Origin of the sequence: Mesorhizobium sp. M7A.F.Ca.AU.001.01.1.1, from assembly GCF_004022735.1 — a bacterium.
Lineage (GTDB): Bacteria > Pseudomonadota > Alphaproteobacteria > Rhizobiales > Rhizobiaceae > Mesorhizobium > Mesorhizobium ciceri.
The window spans coordinates 1-2,800 of the sequence record NZ_RZPF01000787.1 but is presented as its reverse complement, the minus strand read 5'-3'; the positions used below and the strand labels follow the sequence as shown (position 1 = coordinate 2,800).

At 61.2% G+C, this 2,800-nt stretch carries 3 protein-coding genes; 1 reads left to right on the top strand and 2 read right to left on the bottom strand.

Annotation, left to right across the window (positions count from 1 at the left end; all coding sequences use genetic code 11):
* A partial coding sequence (locus EN884_RS38810) for a hypothetical protein (RefSeq protein WP_164895285.1) occupies window positions 1-405 on the bottom strand: 405 nt, incomplete at its 3' end.
* 82 nt (window positions 406-487) lie between these two features.
* Between EN884_RS38810 and EN884_RS31800 the strand changes: the two genes are divergently transcribed.
* On the top strand, window positions 488-1,567 hold the full coding sequence (locus tag EN884_RS31800; RefSeq protein WP_063167760.1) for a substrate-binding domain-containing protein: 1,080 nt from the start codon (window positions 488-490) through the stop codon (window positions 1,565-1,567).
* 2 nt (window positions 1,568-1,569) lie between these two features.
* Here EN884_RS31800 and opgC read toward each other — a convergent pair whose 3' ends face one another.
* Window positions 1,570-2,760 (bottom strand): OpgC domain-containing protein, encoded by a 1,191-nt coding sequence (opgC, locus tag EN884_RS31795; protein ID WP_128360967.1) that lies wholly within the window; start codon window positions 2,758-2,760, stop codon window positions 1,570-1,572.
* Between the last annotated feature and the right edge of the window lie 40 nt (window positions 2,761-2,800).

The window sequence follows — 2,800 nt, the reverse complement described above, 5'->3', positions numbered from 1 at the left end:
GATAAGCAATTCGCGATTGCGCCGCCGCAGCTTGGCCAACCGATGCCGCTCCGGCCGTTCGGAAGCCGGCGCGATGCCCCAATAGTTGCGATAGATGTCTTCAAATAGATAGCTCACGGGATGCATGATGTGCGCTCCTTTCAGCGCCTGAATCGATCCAATCGAGAGGTGCGAAAAACCGACCCCGATCAGCTCCGCTTGCGCTCCACAAGGAACCGCAACTCGCGGACCCATAGACTGGTTTTGCCGCGGCGCTTCTGCGTCGCGGTGTTCGACGAGATGCTCCAGTCGTTGCGGTAAATGTCTTCGAACAGAAAATTGACGGGATGCATGACACAAGTCCCTACTTGATGTTGAATCGATCCAATTCTGCCAGCAGGCGTTTCCTTGGATCGATTCAAACATAGGCCCTATCGAAGCCACGATCAAGCCAAAATTTGAACCGATCCAACGAAAGTGTTAAATGGGAAGAATTCAGGAGACGAAGATGGCGCCACTTATCTCTGCAAAGACAAGACCGGTCCGGCTGGCGGACATTGCCAAGGCAGCCGGCGTGTCGCACGGCACCGCGTCCAACGTCTTCGCCCGTCCGGAGATCGTGCGCGAGGAGGTCCGTGAACGGGTCAAGGCGGCAGCCGAGGCCATGGGATATGGCGGACCGGATCCCAAGGGCCGGCTGCTGCGCGCCGGCAAGGTCAATGCCATCGGTGTCGCGACCGCGGAACCCCTCTCCTATTTCTTCGACGATCCCTTTGCCCGGGTGATGATGGCCAGCATCTCGCAGGCTTGTGACGCGACCGGTGCGGGGATTTCGCTGGTCTCCGCCGTCAATGGGGAGCAGCTCGCGTGGAACATCCAGAGTGCGCTGGTCGATGGCTTCATCGTCTTCTGTGTCGATGGCGGCTCAAAGCTGGTCCAACTGGCGCGCGAACGCAAGCTCCCCTTTGTGGCGCTCGATCTCGATTCGGACGACGACGATGCGGTCGCGGCGATCGGCGTCGACAACATCGCCGGTGCCGGCCTGGCGGCCCGCCACCTGACCGAACTCGGACATCGCCGCTTTGCCGTGCTTACCCTGCCCTGTGCCGACGCAGGCTTCGGCCCTACCACAAGGGAGCAGGTGGAAATGGCCCTCTATTCCGCTACGCGGGACCGCTTGCGTGGCTATTTCGCGGAACTCTCCCGCGTCGACATCGACGTCTCGCGTGTGCCGATCTACGAGACCGTCAATGACGAGAAGAGCGTGTGGGCCGGCCTCGACCATATTTTCGCCGGTGCCGAGGCGCCGACAGCCATCCTGGCGATGTCGGACAGGATGGCGCTCCATGCGCTGGACTGGCTGCGGCAGCACGACATTGCGGTACCGGGCGATGTTTCTGTCGTCGGCTTCGACGGTGTTCCGGAAGGGGCGGTTTCCAAGCCGCCGCTGACCACGATCGTCCAGCCGATCGCCGAGATGGGCCGCCTTGCCGTCAAGGCGATCCTTGAAAATGATGGTTCGTTCAGCCGGCAATCGCTGCCGGTCGAACTCGTGGTGCGGGCCTCATCCGGCCCCTCGCCCACCTGAGCTCAACGGCCCATTCTTGTCGCCATGCCCGGCATCGCGAAGGATGCAGCATGGACGGGCGGTGCGGCGCTGTGAGCCGGCCTGCTTTTGGCGGACCAGCCAAGGCCCGATAGCCATTCGAGATAGTAGGCGAGCGCGAACTGCATGACGATGCCGGCCGATATCAACAGGCTGTCATAGGCAAATCCGCCCGGATTGATCAGCTTCAGCACCTGCGCCGCCATTGCAAGCACCGTGCCGGCAATGAAAACCGGCAGCGATCGTTTGCCCAATATGGCAAGCGGATGATCGCGCCCGGTGCGAAACAGATTCGAGATCGCCGGGAATGCCACGATCAGGTAGCTCACTGCGAGTATATGCAGGAGCCTCGGCAGCGACAGGAACGTCTTGTCGAAACCGGTCAGCACCGGAGGCAGGCCAAACCAGGAGATATGCCCCCAGAGCGGGCTGTGCACCCAGACCAGGGCCACAACGGTGTAGGCCAAGGCCGCCCCAACCAGCCAGCGATTGACCGGGATGGTGCCGCCGCGACGCACATGCAGCGTGCCCGCCAGGCCGATGTTGAAAAGGAACTGCCACGACAGCGGGTTGAGAAACCAGAAGCCGGGCTCGGGGTAGTTGGGCGGAGCAATCTGATAAATCCCCGCGACCAGCCACAGGGCGCCGGATGCCACCAGTGCCAGGACCGGCCGATAGCTGACAATGAGCAGGAACAGCGGCGCCAGCAAGAGCAGCACCGCATAGACGGGCAGGATGTTGTTGTACCCAAGTTGGTGGCCGAGCGTCACGATGCCGATCAGCACCTGCGGCGTATTCTTGATCAACGGCTCGATGTTGATCATCGTCAAAAGCTCCGGCCGCCTGGCAAACACTGCCGCAGCGCAGAAAATGGCCATCACCACCATGGTGGTGACGATGTGGGTGGCATAAAGCACACCGGCGCGGCGCAACATCTTCAAAGTTGCCAGCAGCCGGTTTCCAGGCTGGAATTTCTTGCCGTAGGCGAGCGCGACCGAGATTCCCGAGATCAGCACGAAGACCTCCGCCGCATCCGAAAAGCCGAAATTCTTGTATGTCAGATACTCGAAGGCGGTACCCGGCACATGGTCGACATAGATGGTCAACAAGGCGAGAGCACGGATCACATCGATGCGCGTGTCGCGCTCAGTGCGGTCCGGGACACGCGCATCGATGTGATCCGTGCTCTCGCCTTGTTGACCATCTATGTCGACC

What these genes read in the sequence shown, in the direction of transcription:
- EN884_RS31800 (WP_063167760.1), top strand. Translation starts at nt 488, where the DNA reads ATGGCGCCACTTATCTCTGCAAAGACAAGACCGGTCCGGCTGGCGGAC.